Source organism: Pseudomonas sp. B14(2017), from assembly GCF_002113255.1.
Lineage (GTDB): Bacteria > Pseudomonadota > Gammaproteobacteria > Pseudomonadales > Pseudomonadaceae > Aquipseudomonas > Aquipseudomonas putida_Z.
The window spans coordinates 17819-42227 of the sequence record NZ_NEJY01000003.1; the positions used below are offsets into that span (position 1 = coordinate 17819).

The 24409-nt window shown below is 62.8% G+C and carries 20 protein-coding genes; 13 read left to right on the plus strand and 7 right to left on the minus strand.

Annotated elements, in window-relative coordinates:
• Positions 1 to 59: 59 nt before the first annotated feature.
• Positions 60 to 977, minus strand: a complete 918-nt coding sequence (locus tag CAG34_RS03495; RefSeq protein ID WP_085588012.1) for a LysR family transcriptional regulator — start codon at positions 975 to 977, stop codon at positions 60 to 62.
• A 120-nt stretch (positions 978 to 1097) separates the two neighbouring features.
• On the opposite strand from CAG34_RS03495, the gene CAG34_RS03500 reads away from it, so the two are divergent.
• From CAG34_RS03500 to dapA, 11 genes are all read left to right on the plus strand, one after another.
• On the plus strand, positions 1098 to 1856 hold the full coding sequence (locus CAG34_RS03500; protein WP_085588015.1) for a 5-oxoprolinase subunit PxpA: 759 nt from the start codon (positions 1098 to 1100) through the stop codon (positions 1854 to 1856).
• Between the two features lie 90 nt (positions 1857 to 1946).
• Entirely contained in the window at positions 1947 to 2834 is an 888-nt protein-coding gene (locus CAG34_RS03505) for an allophanate hydrolase subunit 1 (protein WP_084785213.1), read from the plus strand.
• Entirely contained in the window at positions 2831 to 3802 is a 972-nt protein-coding gene (locus tag CAG34_RS03510) for a biotin-dependent carboxyltransferase family protein (protein ID WP_075045569.1), read from the plus strand. Before CAG34_RS03505 ends, CAG34_RS03510 begins: the two co-directional genes overlap by 4 nt.
• 232 nt (positions 3803 to 4034) lie before the next feature.
• The gene (gene icmH, locus CAG34_RS03515) at positions 4035 to 4907 is read left to right on the plus strand and encodes a type IVB secretion system protein IcmH/DotU (RefSeq protein ID WP_085588017.1); all 873 of its coding nucleotides are present in this window, start codon (positions 4035 to 4037) and stop codon (positions 4905 to 4907) included.
• 13 nt (positions 4908 to 4920) lie between these two features.
• Positions 4921 to 6999, plus strand: coding sequence for a type VI secretion system Vgr family protein (locus CAG34_RS03520; RefSeq protein ID WP_085588019.1), 2079 nt, complete (start codon positions 4921 to 4923; stop codon positions 6997 to 6999).
• Positions 6999 to 7922: a hypothetical protein gene (locus CAG34_RS03525; RefSeq protein WP_085588021.1), complete on the plus strand. Its 924-nt coding sequence runs from the start codon at positions 6999 to 7001 to the stop codon at positions 7920 to 7922. The genes CAG34_RS03520 and CAG34_RS03525 overlap by 1 nt, the downstream gene beginning before the upstream one ends.
• A complete protein-coding gene (locus tag CAG34_RS03530; RefSeq protein WP_085588023.1) occupies positions 7919 to 11137 on the plus strand; it encodes a T6SS effector BTH_I2691 family protein in 3219 nt (1072 codons plus the stop codon). The genes CAG34_RS03525 and CAG34_RS03530 overlap by 4 nt, the downstream gene beginning before the upstream one ends.
• Positions 11134 to 11946, plus strand: coding sequence for a DUF6708 domain-containing protein (locus CAG34_RS29370; protein WP_371858033.1), 813 nt, complete (start codon positions 11134 to 11136; stop codon positions 11944 to 11946). The genes CAG34_RS03530 and CAG34_RS29370 overlap by 4 nt, the downstream gene beginning before the upstream one ends.
• Positions 11943 to 12200: a PAAR domain-containing protein gene (locus tag CAG34_RS03540; RefSeq protein WP_025339593.1), complete on the plus strand. Its 258-nt coding sequence runs from the start codon at positions 11943 to 11945 to the stop codon at positions 12198 to 12200. Before CAG34_RS29370 ends, CAG34_RS03540 begins: the two co-directional genes overlap by 4 nt.
• 103 nt (positions 12201 to 12303) lie before the next feature.
• Positions 12304 to 12456 carry a hypothetical protein gene (locus CAG34_RS28835; protein ID WP_158091089.1) on the plus strand — a complete coding sequence of 51 codons (153 nt, stop codon included), beginning with the start codon at positions 12304 to 12306 and terminating at the stop codon, positions 12454 to 12456.
• A 121-nt stretch (positions 12457 to 12577) separates the two neighbouring features.
• Positions 12578 to 13444, plus strand: coding sequence for a 4-hydroxy-tetrahydrodipicolinate synthase (dapA, locus tag CAG34_RS03545; RefSeq protein WP_085588025.1), 867 nt, complete (start codon positions 12578 to 12580; stop codon positions 13442 to 13444).
• A 104-nt stretch (positions 13445 to 13548) separates the two neighbouring features.
• On the opposite strand, the gene CAG34_RS03550 is transcribed toward dapA, so the two are convergent.
• Positions 13549 to 15249 (minus strand): NAD(P)H dependent flavin oxidoreductase family protein, encoded by a 1701-nt coding sequence (locus tag CAG34_RS03550; RefSeq protein ID WP_143516392.1) that lies wholly within the window; start codon positions 15247 to 15249, stop codon positions 13549 to 13551.
• 78 nt (positions 15250 to 15327) lie between these two features.
• On the opposite strand from CAG34_RS03550, the gene CAG34_RS03555 reads away from it, so the two are divergent.
• The gene (locus CAG34_RS03555; protein WP_085588030.1) at positions 15328 to 16875 is read left to right on the plus strand and encodes a PLP-dependent aminotransferase family protein; all 1548 of its coding nucleotides are present in this window, start codon (positions 15328 to 15330) and stop codon (positions 16873 to 16875) included.
• A 322-nt stretch (positions 16876 to 17197) separates the two neighbouring features.
• Here the strand turns inward: CAG34_RS03555 and CAG34_RS03560 are convergent, their stop codons facing one another.
• Positions 17198 to 18442 (minus strand): DUF1835 domain-containing protein, encoded by a 1245-nt coding sequence (locus CAG34_RS03560; protein WP_085588032.1) that lies wholly within the window; start codon positions 18440 to 18442, stop codon positions 17198 to 17200.
• Positions 18443 to 18630: 188 nt separating this feature from the next.
• The gene (locus tag CAG34_RS03565; RefSeq protein WP_085588034.1) at positions 18631 to 19029 is read right to left on the minus strand and encodes a tetratricopeptide repeat protein; all 399 of its coding nucleotides are present in this window, start codon (positions 19027 to 19029) and stop codon (positions 18631 to 18633) included.
• Positions 19030 to 19282: 253 nt separating this feature from the next.
• On the opposite strand from CAG34_RS03565, the gene CAG34_RS03570 reads away from it, so the two are divergent.
• Positions 19283 to 20908, plus strand: a complete 1626-nt coding sequence (locus CAG34_RS03570) for a methyl-accepting chemotaxis protein (protein WP_085588036.1) — start codon at positions 19283 to 19285, stop codon at positions 20906 to 20908.
• Between the two features lie 344 nt (positions 20909 to 21252).
• On the opposite strand, the gene CAG34_RS03580 is transcribed toward CAG34_RS03570, so the two are convergent.
• The 3 genes from CAG34_RS03580 to CAG34_RS03595 all read right to left on the minus strand — a co-directional run bounded on the left by CAG34_RS03580 (position 21253) and on the right by CAG34_RS03595 (position 24112).
• Positions 21253 to 21573: a hypothetical protein gene (locus CAG34_RS03580; RefSeq protein WP_085588038.1), complete on the minus strand. Its 321-nt coding sequence runs from the start codon at positions 21571 to 21573 to the stop codon at positions 21253 to 21255.
• A 136-nt stretch (positions 21574 to 21709) separates the two neighbouring features.
• Entirely contained in the window at positions 21710 to 22165 is a 456-nt protein-coding gene (locus CAG34_RS29115) for a hypothetical protein (protein ID WP_256573525.1), read from the minus strand.
• Positions 22166 to 22270: 105 nt separating this feature from the next.
• The gene (locus CAG34_RS03595) at positions 22271 to 24112 is read right to left on the minus strand and encodes a potassium transporter Kup (protein WP_256573526.1); all 1842 of its coding nucleotides are present in this window, start codon (positions 24110 to 24112) and stop codon (positions 22271 to 22273) included.
• Positions 24113 to 24409 lie beyond the last annotated feature (297 nt).

Here is a 24409-nt window from a genome sequence, read left to right on the forward strand (position 1 = left end):
TCCGAATGCAGACGCTGTGTGCGGATTTACCCGTGAAGATTCCGGCCTGCAGGGAACGGTCAGCGCCGTGCCGACAACTGCTGCGGCGCCAGGAATGCATCATGGAAGTAATTGCGCACAGCCTGCATCGCCGGGCTGAACGCCCGTTCCCGGTGCCAGGCCAACCCGACGCTCATCGGTGTCACCGGGTCGCTGATGGTCACCGTCTCGATTCGCTTGCCCTCCAGCGACCAGGGCCGGTGCACCAGGTCCGACAGGATCGCCACACCGCTGCCATTGGCGACCATGCTGCGCACGGCCTCCACCGAACTGGTCCGCACCCGCACTTGCGGACGCTGCCTGGCCTGTTCCCAATAGCGCATGGCGCTTTGCTCGGCCTCATCCACGGTCAGCAGGATGAACGGCTCGGAGGCCACATCGGCCAGGCTTACCGCCGAGCGCTCGCACAGCGGATGATGGCCGGGCAGCCACAGGCGGCGCTCGGAGTTGAACAGGGTTTCCGAGACGATGTCCGGGTGGGTGAGGTTGGCGGTGAGTACCACTGCCATGTCGAAACGCCCCTCCAGCAAGCCTTGCTCGATGGCGCTGCGCTCCTGTTCGTACAGCTCCAGGGTCACGTCCGGGTGCCAGTGCTCCAGCCGCTGCAGGTGATGCGGCAGGAAGTAGCCGATCACCGTATAACTTGCCGCCAGGCGCAGCAGGCCGCTGGCGCGCACGTCCGGCAGCGGGCTGTTCAGCGCATCGTCCACGCTGCGCAGGATCACGTAGGCGCGGTTCAGGAAGTGCCGGCCGGCCTCGGTCAGGCTCATGCCCTGCGCCGAGCGCTGGAACAGCAGCACGCCGAGCATCGCCTCCAGCTCCTTGATCGCCGTGGTGACTGCAGACTGGGAAATGTTCAGGTGGATTGCCGCCTGGGAAATCTGGCCGATCTCGGCGGTGGCGACGAAGTAGCGGACCTGGCGCAGGGTCAGTGACACGGTAAGCTCCCGCAGTATCTGATTTTCAGAAGACACCCTATCTGTTTATAGATCTTCCCAAGGGGGTGCGGAGAATCTAACGTGGCTTGCATGCAGTCACAAGCGCCAGGAGAGACAGTCATGCAGGTGGTGGATTTCAACTCGGACATGGGTGAGGGCTTTGGCCCGTGGACCATTGGCGACGGCGTCGACAACGAGCTGATGGGCTACATCAGCACGGCCAACATCGCCACCGGCTTCCATGCCGGTGACCCCGGCACCATGCGCCGTACCGTCGAGCGGGCCAAGGCCCTGGGCGTCGCAGTGGGGGCGCACCCTGGGTTCCGCGACCTGGTCGGCTTCGGCCGCCGACACATCAATGCCCCGGCTCAGGAACTGGTCGACGACATGCTCTACCAGCTCGGCGCCTTGCGTGAAATTGCCCGCGCCCAGGGCGTGCGCCTGCAGCACATCAAGCCGCACGGTGCCCTGTACATGCATCTGGCACGTGACGAAGAAGCTGCACGGCTGCTGGTGGAAAACCTGCGGGTGATCGAGCCGGAGCTGCTGCTGTACTGCATGCCCGGTTCAGTGATCTGCCGCATTGCCCAGGAGCTTGGCCAGCCGGTAATTCGCGAGTTCTACGCCGACCGCGAGTACGACCTGAGCGGGTCGATCGTGTTCACCCGCAACGTGCGGGGCCATGAGCCCGGGGCGGTCGCCGAACGGGTGTTGCGGGCTTGTCAGCAAGGCGTGGTGCGCACGGTCGAGGGGCAGGACCTGGCCATCGAATTCGATTCCATCTGCTTGCACAGTGACACCCCGGGTGCGCTCGACCTGGTCGAGGCCACGCGCCAGGCGCTGGACGCTGCCGGGATCGTGGTGCGTGCGCCACGCTGAATCCTTGGGGCATCTGGCGGGTATACGCCGGAGCCCGTGCAATTTGCTTTCGCCTGCCTTTCTATAAAGATTCCAAGAAAAGGAACAGTCATGGCCGAACCGCTTGCTACAACCCCGATCCGCTACAGCTTTGGCGCTGACGAGCACCTGTTTGCCGAAGTCAGCGAGAGCATGTCGCTGGAGGCTTTTTTCAAGGGCATGGCCGTCACCCGTGCGGTGGAGCGGCTGGCCTTGGATGGCGTGCTGGATGTGTGCCTGGCCAACGCCTCGTTCCAGATCCGCTTCGACCCGGACCGTATCGCGCCGCAGGCACTGCTGGAGGCGGTGCGCGGCGCCGAAGCGCAGGCGGTGGCCGAGCGCTCGTTGCAGACGCGGATCATCGAGATTCCAGTGCTGTACAACGACCCTTGGACCCATGAAACGCTGATGCGTTTTCGTGACCGCCACCAGGACCCGGGCAGCACCGACCTGGAGTACGCCGCTCGGATCAACGGCCTGGCCGATGTCGAGGCGTTCATTGCCGCGCACAGCGGCGCGCCGTGGTTCGTGTCGATGGTCGGGTTCGTTGCCGGCCTGCCGTTCATGTTCCAGATGGTCGAGCGCGAGCGGCAACTTCAGGTGCCCAAGTACCTGCGCCCGCGTACGGACACCCCCAAGCTCACCCTTGGCCATGGCGGCTGCTTCGGCTGCATCTATTCGGTGCGCGGGGCAGGCGGCTACCAGATGTTCGGTGTCACCCCGGCGCCGATCTATGACCCGCAGCAGACACTGAACTACCTGAAGGAGCACATGGTGTTCTTCCGCCCGGGAGACATCGTGCAGTTCAAGCCCATCGACCGCCGCACCTACGACCAGGCGGTGGCGGATGTCGAAGAAGGCCGCTTCGACCTGCGCATTCGCCCGGTGGAGTTCTCCCTGGACGCGTTCCTCGCCGACCCGGTCGGCTATCCACGGACCCTGCAGGAGGTGCTGGCATGATCAAGGTACTCAAGCCCGGGCTGGCTACCTCGGTGCAGGACCTGGGCCGCGAAGGCTACTACCACCTGGGCATCCCGCCGTCCGGCGCCCTCGATCAGTACGCCCTGAGGGCGGCCAACCACCTGGTGGGCAACCCGGCCGGCGCCGCGGGCCTCGAGTGTGCGCTGGTGGGGCCGGAGCTGGAGTTCCAGCAGGATGCGCTGGTGGCGGTTTGTGGTGCGCAGATGCCGGCCTTGCTCGATGGCCGCGAGCAACGCCCGGACACGGCGTTTGCCGTACGTGCCGGGCAGGTGTTGCGTTTCGGCTTCCCTACCGCAGGCGCCCGGGCCTACCTGGCGGTGGCCGGCGGTATCGATGTACCCGAGGTGCTCGGCAGCCGCTCCACCTATGCGTTGGGTGCATTGGGTGGCTTCCATGGGCGCAAGCTGATGGCGGGTGACCTGTTGCCGGTCGGCGTACCCAGCGGCAAGACCCGCGCCGGTGCGAGCCTGCCAATGGCCTTGCGCCAGGCCTTGGGTGGCGAAGTGGTGCTTCGGGTGGTGCCGGGGCTCTATTTTCATCGCCTGACCAAGGCTGCGGCGCAAAGCTTTTTCACCGAAGCCTGGACGGTAGGCTCCGAGGCAGACCGTATCGGCTACCGCTACAAGGGCGGCAGTGCCTTGAGCTTCCAGCCACGGGAGCAGCCGTTCGGGGCCGGCTCGGATCCATCGAACATCGTTGACAGCTGCTACCCGATCGGTTCGATCCAGGTACCTGCGGGGCTGGAGCCGATCATCCTGCACCGTGATGCGGTGTCGGGCGGCGGCTACGCCATGATCGGCACGGTGATCAGCGCCGACCTGGACCTGATCGGGCAGATGCAGCCCAACCAGCAGGCGCGGTTCCTGGAAGTCAGCCTGGAGGACGCACTGGAGGCTCGGCGCTCGTACAAGAAGAAGCTGGGTTGCCTGGCCAGGTTGTTTGGCTGATTGATCGGTTGCGGCGCTGCGCCGCCCACACAAGGGCTGGCGCAGTCGTTGCAGGAGCGGCCTTGTGTCGCAAAGGGGCCGCAGAGCGGCCCCGGAATTCCGGCATTGCAGCGTCCAGACAAGCCAAAAGGCGAAAATTCCTACAGCGTTTTGGGAAGCCCTACGCTCCTCGAAGAATTGATTCCCCGATAGTGTTCATGTCTTCAGCCTACTGGAAGACAAGGACCTCTTCATGCCCGGCCCATCTGCTGTTCGTCCTGGAAAATCCCAGGCCGCCAACGCTGCCCATGACGTAACCGAAAGCAGCCTGCATGCCATGCTCGATGTCCCGGGGGGCACCGATTCACCCTATCCACCCGGTCAGGGCAGGCGCGCAGATCATCAGGGTTATCCGGCCGACCCGGACTTCCGGCTACGCGGCGGCTTCGCCAACCTGATGCTCGACGCGGCCAACCCGCTGTTCGGCCTGGTCATACGCCTGCGCACGCTGGATGACCTGCCCAACATCGAACAGGTGCACAAGGCCCTGCAGACCCAGGTCAGCGCCATCCGCGAGGAAATACAGCAGCACGGTTATTCCGCCGTGCACCTCGAAGTCTATTCCTATGCCTTGTGCCTTTACCTGGACGAGGCCGTGATGAGCCGCCCCTGGGGGAACAATTCGTGCTGGAGCCACGAACCGCTGCTCAGCATCTTCCATGACGAAACCCAGGGTGGCGAGAAGATCTTCGTGTTGCTGGAGCGGTTGATGCAGTCGCCCGAGGAGTTCCAGGATGTGCTGGAGTTCCTGTACTTCTGCTTTTGCCTGGGCCTGAAGGGCAAGTACGCCCTGGACCCGAAGTGCGATGAAATCATCAATGCCCTGATTTCGCGGATGCACAAGGTCATTCGTGAACTGCGCGGTCCCACGCCGGAATTCGTGGGCGACCCCTATACCAACGTGGTCCATCGCCCCCACCGCATGCTGCGCCGGGAATGGCCCTGGTGGAGCCCGTTGGTGATCTCCGCCATCGCCATGGTCTGCGCCTACTGCTACTACAGCTACCGCCTGAGCCTGATCACCGCCGAGGTGCTGGAATCGCTCAACGGCATTTTGCAGCAGTAGCAGGGGAATCCGCATGCCTAGCCAATCCGACTTGCGTTTCACCTTCCAGCCGCTGGCTGGCCAGATTGACTTCGAAGTGGTTTCGTTCGAACTCGACGAAATGATCAGCTCACCGTTCCAGCTGAAACTGGAACTGATCAGTTTTGAAGACGAGGTCGACTTCGGCCAGTTGCTCGACAAACCAGTGCTGTTCACGATCTGGCGCGGTGAGCGCCCCCTGCGCTATGTGCACGGCCTGGTCAGCAGTTTCAGCCAGGGTGAGACGGGGTTCTATCGCACCCGTTACCGCGCCCTGGTCGAGCCCGTGCTGGCCCGTGCCGGCTTGCGTTCGAACTGGCGCATCTTCCAGCAGAAGACCGTGCCGCAGATTCTCGAATTGATGCTCAAGCGCCAGGGTATTGCCCGTTTCGAAATCAAGAGCATGGGCGAGCATCAGGTGCGCGAGTTCTGCGTACAGGCCGGTGAAACGGACCTCGACTTCATCGCCCGCCTGGCGGGTGAAGAGGGTTTCGTCTATCGCTTCGAGCACACGCCGAAACACCACCTGTTGGTCATCACCGACCGACTGCTGGCGTTGGGGCAGATCAGCCGAAGCGCGCTCAAGGCCGACGACGAGGATGAGGACTTCTTCGACGAAGACGACATCGGTCCCGACCAGGTGCTGTACCGCGCCAACAGCGGTGGCGACCAGGCCAGGCCTTGCCTGCGCCGCCTGCGTTACAGCGAACAGGTGCGCACCGCCCGCCAGGTGCAGCGGGACTACACCTTCACCAACCCGCAGTACCGGCAGGAACACCGCGCAGGTGACAGTAGCATCACCCATCAGTCCCGGGACTATGAGCGCTTCGATTACCCCGGCCGCTACAAGCGTGATGCGGTCGGAGTGCCCTTCACCGCCACGCGACTCACGGCCCTGCGCCATGACGCCCGTATTGCCGAAGTCGAGGGTGACGATGTACGCCTGCAACCGGGGCTGAGCTTCACCCTCGTCGAGCACCCGCGCAAAGACCTCAACGCCCATTGGCGTGTGATGCGTGTACATCACGAGGGCAGCCAGTTCACCAGCCTGCAAGAAGAAGCTGCCGGGGCCGAACAAGGGACACGCTACTCGCAGGAAGCCGTGCTGGTGCCCGGCCGGATCGAATGGCGTCCGGCGCCATTGCCCAAGCCACGCATCGACGGCCCGCACATGGCCACGGTCGTCGGGCCGCCCGGGGAAGAGATCTACTGCGACGAGTGGGGCCGGGTCAAGGTGAGCTTCCCCTGGGACCGGGAGAGCGAGAACAACGAGTTCAGCTCCTGCTGGGTGCGCGTGTCACAAGGCTGGGCAGGTGGCAGTTGGGGCTCGATGGCCATCCCGCGCATCGGCCAGGACGTGATCATCCAGTACGTCAACGCCGACCCCGACCAGCCGATGATCACCGGGCGTACCTATTGCGGCGACCAGCTGCCGCCGTACGACCTGCCCGAGCACAAGACGCGCATGACCATCAAGAGCCAGACCCACAAGGGCGATGGTTTCAACGAGCTGCGCTTCGAGGACGAACTCGGCAAGGAAGAAGTGTTCATCCATGCCCAGCGGGACCAGAACAATGTAGTCGGCAATGACGAGACCACGCGTGTGGGGCGTAATCGTGTCGAGCAGGTCGGCAATGATGAGCACTTGAATATCGGCCATGACTTCCACCAGGAAACCGGGGGCGACCATACCCAGCTCATTGGGCAAAACTGCCGTGTAGATATCAAGCATGACCTGATCGAGAAAGTAGGCAACGACCGTAGCGAATCAACAGGGGCCAATCACCAGGCCTTTGTCGGAAAGGACGCCGAGCTTGTCGTCAAAGGTGCGCAAAAGGTCACCGTCGGGCAGGGCATGGAGCAACATGCGACGATCTATCAGCTGCGCGCCAGTGAGCGCATCGAGTTCAGAACCGCGGGCGGCAGCATTGTGCTGGACGGGCAGGGCATCACCATCAACGGGCTGAAACTCGACCTGCTGGGGCAAACCAGTGCGGCTGCGTCAGGGGCTGGAAACAGCCAGCCACTCTCGCTTACGCCTGACGCCAGCAAAAAGTGCGAGGCCAAGGCCTGATGCGCACCGATAACCTGGCCAGGCTCATCGAAAGCCATCATGGGGCGCACTTGTACTGCCATGTGCTGATAGATCCGCTTGCGACTGCTCACGATGGCGACCACGCCGTGCTTGCCCCGCTGCGCAATGCCCTGGGTGAGCAGGCATTGACCCGTGTGCACCGGGCCGACCTGGCCCATGTCCCCCAACTGCATCCCGTACTGGTCTGCCTGGCTTCGCCCGGCACGGTCCCCAGTCGGCGTCTGCTGGAACTGACCGCCCGGGCAGCGCAGAGGGCGTTGTTTCAGCAACGGCGTTACCTGTGTGGCTGGCTGTTCAGTGAGGCGCCTTCGGCCGCTGTCGCGTCCCATCTCACGGCCTTGTGTCGGTTGCCCGATTCCAATCGGGAATTCGGCTGCTACCCGGTCTATGAACCCGTCCGTCTGGAGTTGCTTGCGGCGACGTTCGAGCGGCTTGAACAAGGCCCATGGTGGCCGATCAGTGATTGGTTGTTCCTGAGTAGCGGTGGGAGGTTGGCAAGCCTGAAAGGGCAGAGCGGGCAGCGACACCCTTTGCCGACCCCTGCGCGGCGAATTCAGGATGACGTGGGGCTGATCGAACGTGTGCTGGCTACCTGGAGAGTGTTGCGAGCGGGTTCGCAGCACATCAATCAGTGCCAGATTCCACCGTTTGCTGCGGTGCGTGCTTCGAACCATGTCGATGATGCACGCAGGTTGGGCCTGAGCGAGATGGAGGACATCGTGGCCTTCGCTCTCCATCACCTGTGCATTCACCCCAGGCTGCATACCGTACCTGCGGTGGGCGAAATGATCGACGCAGCGGCCAGAGGTCAGGCGCCTCTTGCCGCATTGCTCGCCCGCTACTCCGAGGCGCAATGGCGCCAACTGATCGAATGCCTGCCGAAATCCGAGAGTCGCTCATGACCATCAGCCAACGTATCGCCCTCGCGATCGCCGAAGCCGGGCTGCCGCACGACCAGTGCATGTTCTGCGAGCGCCAGGGTCTGCCGATCCTGCCGCTGCGCCGCGCCCTGGTGCCCGATACCCGCCCCGATTGTGTCTCCACCGTGGCGGATAACCGGCATATCTCGACAAAGATCGGCTTGCGCACCTTGCGCAGGGGCTTCCTGTATGTGCTGCTCGAGCAGCAGGTCTGGCATGCCTATGCCGTCAGCGAGCAGGGTCACCTGCGTCGTTTCAATCCCTACGAGCCGCCAGACGGCCCGCCTTCGCCGCTGCCCGAAAAATGCGTGAACGAAGACCACGATATTCCTTCGGCCTTTCTCAACCTCGATACCAGCAGGTACGCCAGCGCCTGGCTGGCCTTCTCCAGCGATCCTTGGCCGGTGAGCGTGCTGAACGCCTACAAGAGCGGCGCGTCGCCTGCGCATCGCTTCGAGGGCCTGGACCTGATCCAGGCCCGCAGCAATCCCGAGCTGCTGGGCATCGCCATGACGCCCGATAAGCTTGGGGTCGACCAGCAGGTATTCGAGTATGCCCAGCATGGCTGCGCGCCCTTCGACAGTGCGCATGGCTTCCACAGCCGCTGGTTGCGCCGGTTCGCCCTGCGAGGGTATCTGGTCAATGCGATCAACCGGCACCAGCTGGAAAACGGCGTGCTGGCAGTGGAGCTCGACGACACTGTCGGGCTGATTCGGGAGTACAACCATCAGCGCCTGAACTGGGTACTGAAGCGTCAGGCCTGGCGTGAAGAACCGATGCGCGCCTATCAGCTGCAGACCTCGCAGATCCTGCAGATCATTCGCGCCACGCACAGGGAATGGGCGGCGCAGAAGGTGCCGTCGCTGGAACCGATGACGGGCGATGGGCCGCCGGTGTTCACCGACCCGGCAGTCGAGCGGCAGCTATTGGTCGAGCGTGCGCAGCAGGAGAGTGACGAGCGGCTTGAAGAGCGCTACCACGAACCGCAGCGGGCCGCGTTCCAGGCTGAATACGAGCAACAGGAGCGCGAGTTTCAGCGTTACATCGACAAGGACACAAGGGCGTACGTTGCCTTGTTCGATACGCCCATGTTCAAGGTGGCCGAGGCGTACGACTACGACGGCAACGATCGCGAGTCCGGGGTGGCCTACGCCAAGACCATGGCCCTGTGCCTGGGTGGCGGCGTTACGGAAGCTGTCGTCCCCCGCCTTGAACCGCATGTTCCCGCTTCCGGCACCAGCGAACTGCTCTGGTTGAAATGGCTGCAGGACCCGGACAGCCCGCCCTACCGCGCCTTGTTGATGCGGGATCGCTCTCTGCTGGCCGGGCTGCTGCCCAGTTTCTCCGCCCCAGAAACGATCAACTGGAACGACAGCGACAAGCTCTACGGCATGCTGAGCAAGATCATCGCCAGCGATGACGCCGGCTTGCGCATGCGCAATACCCTCAAGCAGGCCATTGCTGAAACACAGGGCGCACTCAATGCGGCCAGTCAGCGGCTGGCGCCATGTCTGTCACCTGGCATTCAGAAGGCCGTGCGGCATCTGAACAGCGCCACGCAGTTTCTCTACAACGGCGTGCACCTGATCGAGCTGGAAGTGAAGATGAAGCTGGGCGAGTACTACGCCTTGCAGAGCGCCCACCTCCGGGAGTTGCAGCACAAGGCCAACGCGTCGATCGCCGAGGCACGGGACCGGATGCGCCGCAATATCGATGACTTCGAGTTTGGCTCGATGAAGGCCATGCGCAAGGTGCGGCCGATCATCCAGCACGGGCTGATGAGCCTGGCCGTGCTTGACCCGCGGTTCACCAATTCGATGATCAGCGTGACGGTGTGGGTCGAGGGCAAGGCTGAAGAGGTGCATGGGCGGTTGTTCCAGGAAGCCAGCATGGGCGTAACCCAGGCGAGCAGCGCGGCACAGCTTGCCCTAGTGGATATCTCGGTGGCAGCGGGGACGTTGGAAACCGATGCGCGCAGGTTGTTGCAGGGGATGAAGATCACGACGCAGCAGGCGGCCCGATTGGTTAGAACCGGTTTTTCTGGATTGCGCGGGATTGCTGGTAGCTGGGAAGTCCTGCTGGCGATAGGCGGTTTGTATTTGCAGCAGGACAGCCTGGGCAGGAATCAGGAAAAGGCGGAAGCGGAGATTGGGCCCAAGGCGTTTGAGGCCAAGTTGGCGTTGCAAGGATCTCAATTGGGCGTGTTGGGAGGGCAAATCGAGTTGGTTGGGCTCATTTTGAGATCAAGCGCTGGTCCACTGAATTTGGCACGGGCAAAGGGTGTAGCAGCCACAGGGGAGGCCTTGATAAGGCTTGGTGCTTTGGTAAGTGTGGTTGCAGGGGTCTTTGATACGGCTCAAGCAATCAATGCCATGAGGCGCACCGCCGCTGCGGGTGATGAAGTAGCGTACTACCAACATCTAACTTCAGCCGTTTTTTATGCTGCTGGAACTATCGCGTTCGGAGTCGCAGTACTCAACCCGTTATTTTTCGGCCCGCTGGGATTGGCGATAGCCCTCACGCTTGCTGCTTATCAACTAAGCAAACGGGCTGAGAAAAATGAATCAACTGATTTGGAACGCTGGGTAAGGCGGTGCTGCTTTGGAAAGGCAGACGAAAAGCCGAGCATTCATTGGAATTCTCCAGAACATGCGGATATCGCTTTTGCCGAACTCAATGCTGCCACGTTAGGGGTGCAGGCGAAGTTGCACTTTGAGTCGCACTTGGCAACTGATCCAGGTCTTCCGAAAATCGGTGGCTTGATTAGTGTCGAAATAATGAGGGAGCTAAAATTCTTGATCGCTTTGCCTATGTACGACGAGCGTTCTTCGGGATATCACTGGAAATTGATCGTGCATCGTCACGGTGATGGCCATCACCCTGATTACGTTGGCGGGGAAACTATTGCTTCGGGCAATTTCTTTGCAAACTCTGAAGAGCCTCTCTCACCGTCCTCTTCATTTTCCAGCTTTACATCGCCGCGAATACCCGACCACGACCGCAATTATTCAATCAGCGAGAAGCGAAAACCTTACCCTGCGGGGCTCAGTCAGTTAGAAATTTCTGGCTCGATATCGCTCATGGCAACTATAGGAAACCACACGATACTGGCAGCTACGCTGTTGGTGATGTACTGGCCGGATCGGAGCTTGCCAGGTGGGTATATTGAGATTTGTGCCAGGGAGATTAACGAGTGAAGCGTGATGGTAAAGTTCTGTGGGAGCGCGCTTTAGGCTGGAGTCATGACCTTCCCAAGGTAGATGACGTGCCAAAGTGGCGGGAAGTGTGGGCAAGTGTCAAACCGTCGCCCAACTACCTCGATGATGTTTATCTCGAGTTACCTCGGAGTAGCATTATCCTCCGAGGTGTCATATTTTTAGTTGGGATTCCGGGGTTGATTTTTATTCTGGGATTGACGCTTTGCCTCTACTGGGGTCTTTTGCATGACGGTTGGCAGCGCGATTGGCTAATAAACATATCAATAATTTTTCCTCCGGCAATACTATGGGCTTTGATTCCCTATGTCAGACTTGATCTGGTTACGCCTAGAGATGAGCCAATTCGCTTCAATCGACTCCGCCAAAAGATATACATTTATGAGTTTCGATATGACCGCATCTTCATCTTCAGCCGCAAACACTGGGGCGTCAAACCGGTCGCCTACAACTGGGACGATGTAACCGCCGAAGTCTACCGAGTCTACGCCCCTGGCCACGGTGGGCTGATCGAAAACGTCATGCTGTCCGTCCGCAACCCGGAAACCAACGAAGTCATCGACCGCGTCTTCTTCACCCACGACCTGTATCACGGCGAAGCCTACTGGGCGATCGCCCGGCTATTCATGCAGCAAGGCCCCGAAGCCCTGCCGAAGTTCGTGCACCCACCCCGTGACTGGAACGATGACGATGGCCTCAGCCACATGCATTGCCTGGCACCCAAGGTTCATTGGCCGGAGGACATGGACCGTGAATCTCGTACCGGGCCATCAGAAGGAGAAGCCCAATGAACCCTGTCGTACTGGTAGGCCATCGACATGTCTGCCCGCTGCATGGCATCAACCAGGTAGAAAGCGGCAGTGCCACGTACACCTTCAATGGCAGGGCGGTTGCCAGGGTGGGGGATCGGACCACGTGCGGCGCCGTGATCGAGAGCGGGGCTGAGCATTTCCTGGTCGAGGGCGCGGCCGTGGCGCGTAAAGGTGACCGGACGGATCACGGTGGTGTGCTGGAGGAGGGTGATGCTGGGTGGATGCTGGATTGATCAAATACCTCTTGTACAAGATCGGGCCCACAGATCTCTGTGCGGCTTTGGCAGTGAACACCAGCGCAGCCGGATGGGTTTGCTATCTCGGTGTTGACACCGAGTGCGCCGCGCCACCATTATCCAGCCATATCCACGCAACGGGCTTGCCGGCATGTCCACTTCCAACCACGCCATTTTCGCTTCGGGCTTCATCGCCCAGGCAGGCGCGTGCGTTGCCGTTGCCAAGAAATCCAAGAAACAGCCGCTCATCTGACCGAGGCGCGCTGTCTCGTCAGGTGGGCTGACGAGACAGAAGGCGCCAGGTATCCCTGCCAGACCACTTCGACTCTTCGCCCTGCTGACGCTGACTTTCGGTCAACATCAGGAGTTTTTGCATGTCGAATTTCCGTGGTATCTGGATCGCCCTCGTCACGCCAATGCGCGCCAATGAAATCGACTTCGCCGCCCTGGAAAAACTGGTGAAGAAGCTGCTCGAAGAGGGTGTGGCCGGTTTTGTGGTATGCGGTACCACGGGCGAGGCAGCGGCGCTGTCCAAGGCCGAGCAACTGGCCGTACTGGACGCTGTGCTGGCCTGGGTGGAGCCGGGCAGGGTGGTGATGGGCCTGTCGGGCTACAACCTGCGCGAGCTGTTGGCCTTCCAGGCTGAAATCCAGCGGCGTGACATTGGCGGGCTGCTGGTCCCTGCACCGTGCTACATCCGGCCTTCGCAGGCCGGCATCGAGGCGTTCTTCAGCACCGTGGCGGATGCCGCCAGCGTGCCGGTGATCGTCTACGACATCCCCTACCGCACCGGGGTACGCATCGAGCGTGAAACCCTGCGCCGCATCGTGCGCCACCCGCGCATCGCGGCGGTGAAGGACTGCAGCGGCGACAGCGAGACCACCATGGCCCTGATCCAGGACGGCCACGCCCAGGTGCTGGCCGGTGAGGATGTGCAGATCTTCAACAACCTGTGCCTGGGTGGCGCAGGGGCCATTTCGGCTTCGGCGCATGTACGCGCCGACCTGTACGTGCGCATGCTGCAGCAGGTCGACCATGGCGACTGGGTAGCCGCGCGCGGCACGTTCTACCAGTTGCTGCCATGGATGAAGATGGCCTTTGCCGAGCCCAACCCGGCTGTGCTCAAGGCGGCCTTGCAGCTACAGGGGTTGATGAGCGATGAACTGCGAGAGCCCATGCAGCCGTGCACCGAGATGACCCGGGGCAAGCTGCAAGGCGTGCTGTATTCGCTCGGTGCTTGAGGGTGTACCTGCCGGGCTGGTGTTCTGTAGGAGCGGCCTTGTGTCGCGATAGGGCCGCAACGCGGCCCCAGGGTTTCAGCGTTGCGGCAAAGATCGCGGGGCTGCTATGCAGCCCTATCGCGGCGAAGGTTGGCGAACGGCCTGGCTTCGCCAATCAGGATGTCTTCGAAAAACGCCCCGACCGGCTCGGTAGGGTGGCACAACTGGATCTCCAGCACCCACACCACTTCGCTCGGGACGATTTCCACCTCGGCCAGTTTGTCCTGCCCATACAGCACATGCGGGAAGTCGGCGATGCGATGCCCGGCCAGATTGCGCTCCAGCTGCCAGCCTTTTGCCTGGGCACTGCGCTCGGCGAAGTCGTACAGTTCTCGCCCGGTCAGGCCACGGCCCCAGGTCTGGCGGGTTTCGTCGAACACTTCATGCAGTGCCTTGACGCAGGCGTGGTGCAGCTCGTGCTGGCCGAACACGAAGGTGTCGCCATAGTCGCCCTCATAGCCATCCCATACCGGGCCGACATCGACCACGACGATATCCGTGTTACGTAATACACGTTGCAGATCAATGCCTTGGCGCGGCGTGCGCACGGTGTCGTCGCCAAAGCGGATGTAGGTCGGGTGCCAGGTGTGCGATGCGCCCATCGCCTGCAAGGTTTGCCCGGCCATCTCCAGCGCCTGGGCGGTGGTCATGCCGACTTTCAGCTGGCTGGCGATCGCTGTCACGGCCCGTACCGACTGCTCGCGGGCAGCGAGCATGCCGTCCAGCGAGTAGCGCGGGCCGACTTTTTCCAGTTCCGGGTGCAATGGGTTGGCTGTTGAAGCCGCGGGCGCCAGTGCGCCGCTGGCAACGAAAGCCTCCGCGACAAAACGATGGGGCTGCAGGCCTGCTGCGAGGCACTGCTCGCGAACCTGGCTGATCATCGTGGCATTGCCGCAGGCATAGACCTGGGTGTCGGCCCAGCGATGGGCCTGGGCCAGCGCCACCTGCTGCACGCGCGCCTGGTCCGACAGCACCGGGTGCCAGCGAAAGTGAGCGTGTGCACGGCTGGCCTGGTCGAGAAACTCACGGTCATAGAAGTCGGCGTCCGATCTGCCGCCCCAGTACAACGTGACCTCGGCATCACCTGCCAGGGCGGTCAGCAGCAATGGCTTGATGCCGGCGTAACCTGTGCCAGTGGCGAACAGCACCAGGGGCCGCTGGTCCTCGTGCTGCCAGGTGCAGGCACCCACCGGCCCTTCAAGTTTCAAGCTGTCACCTGCTTGCAGGGTTGGCAGCAGGCGTTCGGTAAACAGGCCGCCGCTTACCTTGCGGATGTGAAACACCAGTTGCCCCTGGTCCTGGGCGGGCAGGTTGGCGATGGAAAAACAGCGGCTGTCACCGTTGTCGAGCCGAAAGCGTACGTACTGGCCAGCCCGTACCGCCAACGGCTGTGCAGGCTGCAGCACCAGTTCGATGATATCGGCGCTCAGTTCGCGTTTGCCATGAACCTGCGCGTGGATTTCCAGCGCCTGGGTTTCCAGGGACCAGCCGGGGATTTCCAGGCGCATGTCGCTGCAGGCGTGGCTCTGGCACAGCAACATTTCGTCGGCGGCGAGGGGGTAGCAGGGCGCGGGCATGTCTGCCGTCCGCTGCTTGTCCCGATACTGCCCCGACACCACCTTGACCTTGCACGAGCCGCAGGCGCCGCGGCGGCATGAGAAGGGCACCGGCAGGCCGCTGGCGAGCATGGCATCGAGCAGCAGCTCCTGGCTGGCGTCGAAGGTTTTGCCCGAGGGCGACAATTCAATGACGTGGCGGTTCTGCATGGGCACCTCGAGGCAAGTGGAGGTTCGATTGTTGCTATAGTCCAGGACCAGTAGAACCTCCAGTTTCGGTTAATTCACATGGTCCAGCTTCGCAAATGGCAGCCGCTGCTCAAGCTCGACGGGGCGCAGCCGCAGGCTTCGTACAGGCAGATCGTCGAGGGCCTGGTAGCCGCGATCTCCGAGGGCCGCCTGCGCCCCGGCACGCCGTTGCCTGGCACGCGGGAAATGGCGCAACTGCTGAACGTCAATCGCAAGACGGTGATCCTCGCCTACGAGGAAGCCGAGACCAAAGGCTGGCTGGAAAGCGTGCAGCGCCGCGGCACCTTCGTCAGTCGGCAGCTAGCGGCTGGTACGCTGGCCGAGCCCGATGCAGCGCAGCCCTTTGCCCTGGTGCTACAGGAGGAGCCTGCCGTTGCCTACTTCGCGGCCAACGAACAGGCTGCCGCGCAGCAGGATCGGCCGGGTGCGCTTTTCTTCGACAACGGCGCCTGTGACCACCGCCTGCTGCCGCAGACCGTTCTGCACCGTTATTACCGTAATGCCTTGCGCAACAGCTTTGCCGCCAACACCGTGCGCCATGGCAGTGCGTGCAGCAGCCACTCCCTGCGCAGCGCCTTGGCCGATATGCTGCGGCACAATCGCAGCCTGAACGTTGGCGCCGAGCATATCTGCCTGACCCAGGGCGTGCAGATGTCGCTGTACCTGGTGGCCAGCGTGCTGCTCAAGCCCGGTGACGTTGTGCTGGTCGAGCGCCTGAGCTATCCGCCTGCGTGGGAGATCTTCCGCCAGCTGGGCGCCCGGCTGGTCACCGTGGACCTGGATGACGAGGGCTGCCGGGTCGAGCAGATCGATGCACTGTGCCGGCTGCACCAGGTGCGCATGCTGTACATCACTCCCCATCACCAGTTCCCGACCACGGTCAGCCTGCCTGCCGGGCGCCGACAGCAGCTGCTGGAGCTGGCGCGGCAGCATGACTTTTGCGTGGTCGAGGAAGACTACGACCATGAGTACCACTTCGCCGGGCGGCCTTACCTGCCGCTGGCCAGCGACCGTCAGCAGCGGCACGTGATCTACATTGGCTCATTGTCCAAGTCCCTGGGCAGTACGTTCCGTTGCAGTTTCATCGTGGCGCCGGCGGAGGTGGCCGTGGCGCTCGAACGCAGGGCGACGCTGACACTGGGGCAGGGCGATGCGGTGATGCAGCAGATGCTGGCGGACTTGATCAATGATGGCGAGCTGAAAAAGCACTTGCGTAGGGTTGCCCGGGAGTATCGCCGGCGTCGAGAGACCCTGTTGGCTTGCTTGCACGATGCCTTTGGCGAGCAGGTAACCGTGCGCGAGCCGGAAGGTGGGCTGGCACTGTGGGTGAGGTTTGCTGACGGGATCGATGTGGATCAGTTGGTTGGCAAGGCGTTGGAGTTGGACCTGGTGGTACGCAGTGGCCGGCAGTTTTCGCCGTTTGGTCATGCGGAAAATGCCCTGCGCCTCGGTTTCGCCTCGCTGGACATGGATGAAATCCGGCTGGCTACACAACGTTTGGCGCAAGCGGCGAAGGCGATTGCAACATCGGTCCAGCGCAATCCCTGCGGGCGATCACCCAGCCCTTTGGGCTGCGCTGTCGAGTAGAGAACTGAATTCGCAAGCGGTCCGCGTACCCTGTGTGGCTTTAGCCGCGAAGAATCCAACGCGGTGCATGGCACCGGCTGCGCCGGTGTTCGCGGCTAAAGCCGCTCCCACAGGGTCCCTGCTGATGCAATGAGTTAGGGGTAGTTCCATGAGCGCTGACTTGCCGGTGCCATAGATCGCGTCGCCTGCTTCGCGGGCGCAGTCGCTTCCACAGGTATGGCGCTGTTTTCGGATATCCTCGGTTCCTGTGGGAGCGGGCATGCCCGCGAACACCGGCAACGCCGGTGCCATCCACCGCGTTACTTGATCAGGCTTGAGCGGGCTATTTGCGCTGCCACACTTCGCCTTGTTCGCTGACCACCCAGGGCCTGTCCGCGGCATTGATAAGCACTCCACCCACCCAGCGCTGCGCAGGGTTGTGGTCAAGCCAATGCGCCTGCCCCGCGAGCACCTGCTCGGCAAGTGCGGTCAGCCGCAACGGCCGTTGCGCCCAAGACTCGCCCGGGCCTTCCAGCAGCAGCGGGTGCGGTGCATGGATCAGGGGCTGCAGCAAAACATGGAACATCATGTCGCCCAGGTAAGGCAGCGGTTCATCCTGCATCATCAACTGGGCAAACACACGTCCGGCCGGCAGTTCGCCGCGTGACGCCAGAACGCGCAACAACAGGCGCTCGGTGAGGCTCAAGCCGTCGTTCGCCCCCGGTAGTTCCTGAAGTTGCCGCGCAAGGGCCCGGCTCAGCAACGGCAAGGCCGCATGCTGGATGCCCGCCAGGACAGCCCAGGCCCTTGGGTCAGGCGCGGTATAGGCTGCCCATGCATGGCGGGCCAGAGCCAGCACGTCCTCACCCAACGCGCGACGTTGTGGCCATAGCCAGGCGAGCAGGTCCGGGGCCAGCTGGCCGATACCGATGAAGCGCTCGACGCCAGGTACCTGGGTGATTTCGATCAGCTCCAGGCGGCGCGGCAGGCTGGGCAGGCTGGCGAGTACGCGGATCAGGAACAGCTGGTCGTAAGCGTCACCCTCGCACCACAGCACGATCTTGCTGTCGCTGTTCAACCCGGCCAGGGCGGTGCGCTGTGCCGCTTGTCGTTGCTCAACGTCCTGAATGCTCAGGTTGAACGCCTGCTGTATGTAAGCGGCCCGAGCCTGCCAATACTGCTCCTCGGGCAGTGCGCAGACGGGCCCCATGACCATGGGGTCCTCGAACATCTGGAAGGCACCGGCAAAACCGGCCGTGCGCAAGCTGTGGGCGATGTCGTTGCCGCAGCGCCAATGCTGCACGGCTGCCTCGTCATCGGCGGTGAAGCCAGGGTGGCGTGCCGCGAAAGCGACAGCATCGGCATGGGCCTTGAGCTTGGGCCAGCTGGCAAAGCCGGCCTCGCGGGCCACCAGCCATTGGGTATCGGCAAGCCGGTAGTCAGGGCCAGGCAGGCCGAGCGCGCGTAGCTGCTCGCGAGTGTCGCCGGCCTCGTGGTTTTTCAGGGCGGTGAGCAAGCGTTTGGCGCGTTTGCGCAAGGCGGGCAGGTCGAGCAGGCCGTGGTGGCGGGATGCATTGATGGCGGGCATGCCAACTCCTTTGGGGCTCGGTCCGCCGACAAGCCGGGAGCTGGTATGGGAATGTGATGACGCATGGCTCGGGAAACCCCTTGGCGCGGACCGCAGGCGCAGCCAGCGCCCTGGCGCCGACTTTACCGGGTAATGCGCGTGGGTGCAAAGCGGTCGATGGTGGCCTGACGCGCAGCGTCTGATCGCCGTCAGTGTGCAGCCGTCGGCAGCATGCCCGAGCCCTGGGCTTTGTGCGCGGCTTCTATCAGCTGCAGGTTGCGGCTGCGCAGTGCGTGATTGTTGCCAACACGCAGGTTGGAGCGAAGCGCCAGGGTTTCGGCCTGTTCATACTGCCCTTGCTGAAGGCGCAAAACGCCAAGGTAGTGCAGCGTTGCCGGGTTGTTCGGCTGAATGTGCAGCGCACGCTCCAGGGTGGCCGCCGCCTGGTCCAGTTGGCCGTCGGCATACTGTTGCGAGGCGGTTTCGATCAGCACCGTCGAGGCATTGTTGCTGCGTGCGGGCGCGTAGCGTTCGCCGGCCAGTGCGCCCTGTGCCGTGATTGCGCTGAACAACAGGAGCAGGGCTGACAGAACAGGTGTACTGGACATCGGCGGTAGACTCGGCAGGGCTTGGGCAGGCCCGGTTGGAGGGCGAGGGGATGCTATCGACCGAATTGGAGCGCTGAAGTTCCCGCCTGGGCGATTTGTTGCCTGTTGCCCGGTCTTTGTCTCGACAACATCTGTTCGGTTACCGCCCATAACCGCACTCCGGCGCCTCAAGCCTGGGGCAGTACCTCCGATAGCAGCACACCCACCGTCGAATCATCGACCAGAAGTGGTGCCAACAAGGAGTACTGCCCGCATGCTTGCCAACCTGAAGATCCGCACCGGAATGTTCTGGGTGCTGTCGCTGTTCAGCGTGACCCTGCTGTTTTCCACCGTCAGTGCATGGCGGGCGGCGGTGGGCAGTGACCAGCAGATCACCGAACTGGACCAGACTGCGCACCAGTCGGACCGGTTGAACAATGCGTTGCTGATGGCGATTCGCGCCAGTGCCAATGTGTCCTCGGGCTTCATCGAGCAGCTGGGTGGCCATGAGGAAAGCGCCAGCAAGCGCATGGCGCTGTCGGTCGAGCTGAACGACAAGAGCCAGAAGCTGGTGGACGAGTTTGTCGAAAACGCCCGCGAGCCTGCGCTGCACGCACTGGCAACCGCGCTGCAGGCCACCTATGGCGAGTATGCCAAGGCGGTCGCCGGGCAGCGTGAGGCAACCCGTCAACGTTCGCTCGAGCAGTATTTCAAGGTCAACACCGACGCCGGCAACGCCATGGGCCGGCTGCAGGCGCTGCGCCAGCAACTGGTCGGCGCATTGAGTGAGCGCGGTCAGCAGATCATGCTGGAATCCGACCGGCGCCTGGCGCGCGCGCAATTGCTGAGCCTGGGGCTGCTGGGCGTGACGCTGTTGTTGGCGGCGCTGTGCTGGGCCTTTGTTGCCCAGCGCGTGCTGCACCCGCTACGCGAAGCTGGTCGGCACTTCCAGCGCATTGCCGGTGGCGACCTGAGCGTGCCGGTGCAGGGGCAGGGCGGTAACGAGATCGGCCAGCTGTTCCATGAACTTGAACGCATGCAGCAGAGCCAGCGCGACACCCTGGGGCAGATCAGCAGCTGTGCCAGGCAACTGGACGCAGCCGCCACGGCGCTGAATACCGTCACCGAGGAAAGTGCCAACAACCTGCGCCAGCAGGGCCAGGAGCTGGAGCAGGCCGCCACCGCCGTCACCGAAATGACCACGGCCGTGGAGGAGGTTGCGCGCAATGCCATCACTACCTCGCAGACCACCAGCGAATCCAACCAGCTGGCAGCGCAAAGCCGCCGGCAAGTCAGCGACAACATCGACGGCACCGAGGCCATGACTCGGGAGATCCAGGCCAGCAGCGCGCATCTGCAGCAACTGGTCGGGCTGGTACGGGACATCGGCAAGGTGCTGGAAGTGATTCGCTCGGTGTCCGAGCAAACCAACCTGCTGGCGCTCAATGCCGCCATCGAGGCCGCCCGTGCGGGCGAGGCCGGGCGCGGCTTTGCGGTGGTCGCGGATGAGGTGCGTACGCTGGCGTACCGCACGCAACAGTCGACCCAGGAAATCGAGCAGATGATCGGGCGCGTGCAGGCGGGAACCGAAGCGGCCGTGGCCTCGATGCAGGCCAGTACCAGCCGCGCCCAGTCGACGCTGGACGTGACCCTGGCTTCAGGGCAGGTGCTGGAGGGTATCTACAGTGCGATCGGCGAGATCAACGAGCGTAACCTGGTGATTGCCAGCGCAGCCGAAGAGCAGGCCCAGGTGGCGCGAGAGGTGGACCGCAACCTGCTGAACATTCGCGAGTTGTCGACATCCTCGGCAGCGGGGGCGCAGCAGACCAGTGAGGCGAGCAAGGCGTTGTCAGGGTTGGTGGGGGAGATGACGGCGTTGGTGAGGCGGTTCAGGGTTTGAGGTCTGGCGGGCACCAGATTGTGGCAGTGGGCGCGCCCGCGAACACCGGCGTAGCCGGTGCCATCCACCGCGTCGCCTGCTTCGCGGGCATGCCCGCTCCCACAGGGATCCCACCAGCTGAAGAAATGTGCTGTACCTGTGGGAGCGGGCGCGCCCGCGAACACCGGCGTAGCCGGTGCCATCCACCGCGTCGCCTGCTTCGCGGGCATGCCCGCTCCCACAGGGATCCCACCAGCTGAAGAAATGTGCTGTACCTGTGGGAGCGGGTTTACCCGCGAACACCGGCGTAGCCGGTGCCATCAACCGCACCGCCCGGTTCGAGGGCACGCCATGTGCGCTTTCAGTTATCGATCATGCTTCGAAGAGGAGCGCCCGGCCTGGTTGTGTTCCTTGGAATGGGCAATGCCGGACCGGGTAGTGCCACGGCCGTTGTCATCATTGCGCAGGCTTCCATAGTGATTGCCGCTCTCGCCATGGTTGCGGGTGGCCTTGCCTGCATGATCACTCTCGTAGCCGGCGCCATTACCGTTGAACCCACCTTTGCCGCCGCCATTGCCATTACCTTTGGCATATGCGGAACCAATCGGCGAGACATCGGCAGGCAACAATGCAGTTGCGCCGAGCGCCAGGGCACAGGTAAAGACGGCTACCAGGTTTTTTTTCATGTTTGTTCGCCTCCAAAAGGCGCAGGGGGGGGAATTTGAGTGCGGATACGACATAAGGTTGCCTTTTAAGTTCCGCAGTGCGCAGCCTTTCGACGAAGCGGCTGCCAGGCCCTTTCAGTACCTGGCAGCTTTAAGCTCATCGATCATTCTTGGAGGAGTTTTGTACCGCGCCGCTCAGCCCCTTGGCATTATGATCACCGGGCGTAGTCCCCGAGATAGCGGTAGATTTCGTCAAGCCGCGAGTATCCTTGGACTGGGCAATGCCTGAGGTGGTGGTCCCATGGCCGTTGTCCTGGTTACGTGAGCTTCCATAATGATTGCCGCTCACACCATGATCGCGCGTAGCCTTGCCGGCATGATCACCCGCGAGACCCGCACCATTGCCAGTGCCATTGTGCCCACCCATGCCGGCGCCACGTCCACCGCCATTGCCGCCGCCGTGGCCACCACCACCACCGTGGCCGCCACCGCCACCGCCGCCACCACCGCCTTTGGCATACGCGGAACCCATCGGCGAGATATCGGCAGGTAACAATGCCGTTGCGCCGAATGCCAGAGCACAAGCAAAGACGGCCACCAGGGTTTTTCTCATGTTGTTTCGCCTCCAACGGCGCAGGTAGAGCTCAGGTGCTGATAAGACATGCAGCGGCTTTGCAAGTTCTGTCGTGCTGACAGAAGGATCGTGGTCCATGACTGCTCAGATCTCGACCTGGGTGCCAAGCTCGATCACCCGGTTCAGCGGCAGCTTGAAGTACTTCAGGTTGCTGTTGGCATTCTTCAGCAGGAAGGCAAAAAGGTGCTCCCGCCAGCGAGCCATGCCCATCTGTCTGCCTGCAATGACCGTCTCCCGGCTGAGGAAATAAGTGGTGCGCATGGGGCCGAACTCAAGGTCCGCACGTTGGCAGCGGCTTAGCGCCAACGGTACGTCGGGTTCCTCCATGAAGCCGAAATGCAGGCTCACGCGGAAGAAACCATCACCAAACGCCTCGACCTCAAAGCGCTTGCCGGCGCTGACCCGTGGCTCGTCCTCGAACACGACGGTCAACAGCACCACCTGTTCATGCAGTACCTGGTTATGCAGCAGGTTGTGCAGCAAGGCGTGAGGCACCGCCTCGGGCCTGGCGGACAGGAATACGGCAGTACCGCCCACGCGGTGAGGCGGCTGGGCCTTGAGGCTGGTAATGAACAGGTCCAGCGGCAGCGAGCTTTCGTCCAGCCGCTCGACGATCAACCGTCGCCCGCGCTTCCAGGTAGTCATCAGGGTGAACAGTGCCAGGCCGGCAATCACCGGAAATGCACCGCCCTGGAGGATCTTCGGCGCATTGGCGGCGAAATACAGGCTGTCGACCAGCAGGAACGCCAGCAGCATCGGCACCGCCAGCCAGCGTGGTGCCTTCCACAGCAACAGCACCACTGCCGAAGCCAGCAGCGTGGTGATCAGCATGGTCCCGGTCACGGCTACGCCGTAGGCTGCCGCAAGCGCCCCGGACGACTCGAAACCGACCACCAGCAGCACCACGCCAACCATCAGTGCCCAGTTCACCATGCCGATGTAGATCTGCCCCTGTTCCGCGCTGGAGGTGTGCTGGATGAACATGCGCGGTACGTAACCCAGCTGGATGGCCTGGCGCGTCAACGAGAACGCACCGGAGATCACGGCCTGGGAGGCGATGATGGTGGCCAGCGTGGCAAGCCCGACCATGGGCAGCAGGGCCCATTCGGGCGCCAGCAGATAAAACGGGTTGCGCACTGCCTGCGGGTCGCCGAGGATCAGCGCGCCCTGGCCGAAGTAGTTCAGCACCAGGCCGGGCAGCACCAGCAGGAACCAGGCCCGGGCAATGGGTTTGCGGCCGAAGTGCCCCATGTCGGCGTAGAGTGCTTCGGCGCCGGTCAGCGCCAGCACCACCGCGCCCAGAATCGCCACCCCCATGCCCGGGTGCAGCACGAAGAACTTCACCGCCCAGAGCGGGTTGAGTGCCTGCAGCACCTCCGGGCGCTGGACGATGCCGTGCAAGCCCAGTGCACCCAGTACGACGAACCACAGCACCATGATCGGCCCGAAGAGGATGCCGATGCGCGCGGTGCCGTGCTTCTGGATCAGGAACAGCGCCACCAGCACCACCACCGACAGCGGCACGACCCAATGTTCGATACCGTCGAAGGCCAGTTGCAGGCCCTCGACGGCCGATAGCACGGAGATCGCCGGGGTGATCATGCTGTCGCCGTAGAACAGCGCGGCGCCGAACAGGCCGAGCAGTACCAGTATCCTGCCCAGGCGCTGGTAGGGCGCCGCCGCCCGGTGCGCCAAGGCGGTCAGGGCCATGATGCCACCTTCGCCCTGGTTGTCGGCACGCAGGATGAACAGTACGTACTTGAGCGACACCACCCAGAGCAACGACCAGAACACCAGTGACAGCACACCCAGTACGCCGGCGGTGTTGGCCTGCACGCCGTAGTGCCCGGCGAACACTTCCTTGAGGGTGTACAGCGGGCTGGTGCCGATGTCGCCATACACCACGCCGACAGCGGCGACGAGCATGCCGATGGGGTTGGACTTGCCGGGAACGGATTGATTTGCGATGGCGGTGGACTGGCTCACGAAGGGCTTCTCTGGACTGGCGGGTAGAAATGCATGCCATCCCTGAGCATCGCGCGCCCAGTATTCCTTGTGTCTGTCGGCTCAGCCGTAAAAAGAGCGTAAAAAAAATCAGCCAGCGCCCCACTGCCTGTCAGTCAGGCAATTCGGGGCTGCTTTGCGGCCCATCGCCGGCAAGCCAGCTCCCACAGGTACAGCGCAGACTTCAAGAGTTACGCGGTCCCTGTAGGAGGCCGGCGA

Excerpts from the sequence above, each read along its gene's own strand:
- CAG34_RS03560 (WP_085588032.1), bottom strand. The coding sequence starts at position 18,442 with ATGCCCGCCATCAATGCATCCCGCCACCACGGCCTGCTCGACCTGCCC.
- CAG34_RS03510 (WP_075045569.1), top strand. The coding sequence starts at position 2,831 with ATGATCAAGGTACTCAAGCCCGGGCTGGCTACCTCGGTGCAGGACCTG.
- CAG34_RS29115 (WP_256573525.1), bottom strand. The coding sequence starts at position 22,165 with ATGAGAAAAACCCTGGTGGCCGTCTTTGCTTGTGCTCTGGCATTCGGC.
- CAG34_RS03570 (WP_085588036.1), top strand. The coding sequence starts at position 19,283 with ATGCTTGCCAACCTGAAGATCCGCACCGGAATGTTCTGGGTGCTGTCG.
- CAG34_RS03555 (WP_085588030.1), top strand. The coding sequence starts at position 15,328 with ATGGTCCAGCTTCGCAAATGGCAGCCGCTGCTCAAGCTCGACGGGGCG.
- CAG34_RS03540 (WP_025339593.1), top strand. The coding sequence starts at position 11,943 with ATGAACCCTGTCGTACTGGTAGGCCATCGACATGTCTGCCCGCTGCAT.
- CAG34_RS03565 (WP_085588034.1), bottom strand. The coding sequence starts at position 19,029 with ATGTCCAGTACACCTGTTCTGTCAGCCCTGCTCCTGTTGTTCAGCGCA.
- CAG34_RS03595 (WP_256573526.1), bottom strand. The coding sequence starts at position 24,112 with ATGCTCGTCGCCGCTGTCGGCGTGGTGTATGGCGACATCGGCACCAGC.
- CAG34_RS03550 (WP_143516392.1), bottom strand. The coding sequence starts at position 15,249 with ATGCAGAACCGCCACGTCATTGAATTGTCGCCCTCGGGCAAAACCTTC.
- CAG34_RS03520 (WP_085588019.1), top strand. The coding sequence starts at position 4,921 with ATGCCTAGCCAATCCGACTTGCGTTTCACCTTCCAGCCGCTGGCTGGC.
- CAG34_RS03530 (WP_085588023.1), top strand. The coding sequence starts at position 7,919 with ATGACCATCAGCCAACGTATCGCCCTCGCGATCGCCGAAGCCGGGCTG.
- icmH (WP_085588017.1), top strand. The coding sequence starts at position 4,035 with ATGCCCGGCCCATCTGCTGTTCGTCCTGGAAAATCCCAGGCCGCCAAC.
- CAG34_RS03505 (WP_084785213.1), top strand. The coding sequence starts at position 1,947 with ATGGCCGAACCGCTTGCTACAACCCCGATCCGCTACAGCTTTGGCGCT.
- CAG34_RS03525 (WP_085588021.1), top strand. The coding sequence starts at position 6,999 with ATGCGCACCGATAACCTGGCCAGGCTCATCGAAAGCCATCATGGGGCG.
- CAG34_RS03500 (WP_085588015.1), top strand. The coding sequence starts at position 1,098 with ATGCAGGTGGTGGATTTCAACTCGGACATGGGTGAGGGCTTTGGCCCG.
- CAG34_RS03580 (WP_085588038.1), bottom strand. The coding sequence starts at position 21,573 with ATGAAAAAAAACCTGGTAGCCGTCTTTACCTGTGCCCTGGCGCTCGGC.
- dapA (WP_085588025.1), top strand. The coding sequence starts at position 12,578 with ATGTCGAATTTCCGTGGTATCTGGATCGCCCTCGTCACGCCAATGCGC.